At 63.0% G+C, this 408-nt stretch carries 1 protein-coding gene; it reads right to left on the bottom strand.

Annotation, left to right across the window (positions count from 1 at the left end):
* Positions 1–109: 109 nt before the first annotated feature.
* Positions 110–408: RrF2 family transcriptional regulator (locus AB4Z35_RS30870; RefSeq protein ID WP_442101281.1), on the bottom strand; the 299-nt coding region annotated here is incomplete at its 5' end.

The raw sequence follows: 408 nt of genomic DNA, 5'->3' as shown, positions 1-408 counted from the left end.
GTATGGACCCCGGGCAAGCAACGGAAGCATACGAAGCACGTATCGGCCTGCGCCATGCGACATGGCAGCGCACGGCATTGAAAAGGTCTATTGCGATGTCGGGCATCGATCAGGGCAGCAGATCCGCTATCGAGTAGCCATCGAGCACGGTGAGGTAGGCCACCAGCGCCCCACTCAGCGCCGCGTGACAATCGGCAACGCTCGAGACCACGCAAAATCCCCCGGCGCGAAAGCACGCCATCAAGTCCAACCTGTATTCCAAGACCCGGACCACGTCGCCCACAGTGATGGCCGATGCAGGACACGCCAGGCGTGTTCCACCGATACGCCCGCGCGCGGTGTCGAGGTAGCCAGCACGGCGCAGCGCGTGGACGATCTTGACGACGTGATTGAGCGGCAGCCCAATGG

Source organism: Pseudomonas sp. KB_15, from assembly GCF_052114525.1.
Taxonomy (GTDB): Bacteria; Pseudomonadota; Gammaproteobacteria; order Pseudomonadales; family Pseudomonadaceae; genus Aquipseudomonas.
Note: the sequence above shows the minus strand (reverse complement) of the source record. Positions and strands in the feature narration are given on the sequence as shown.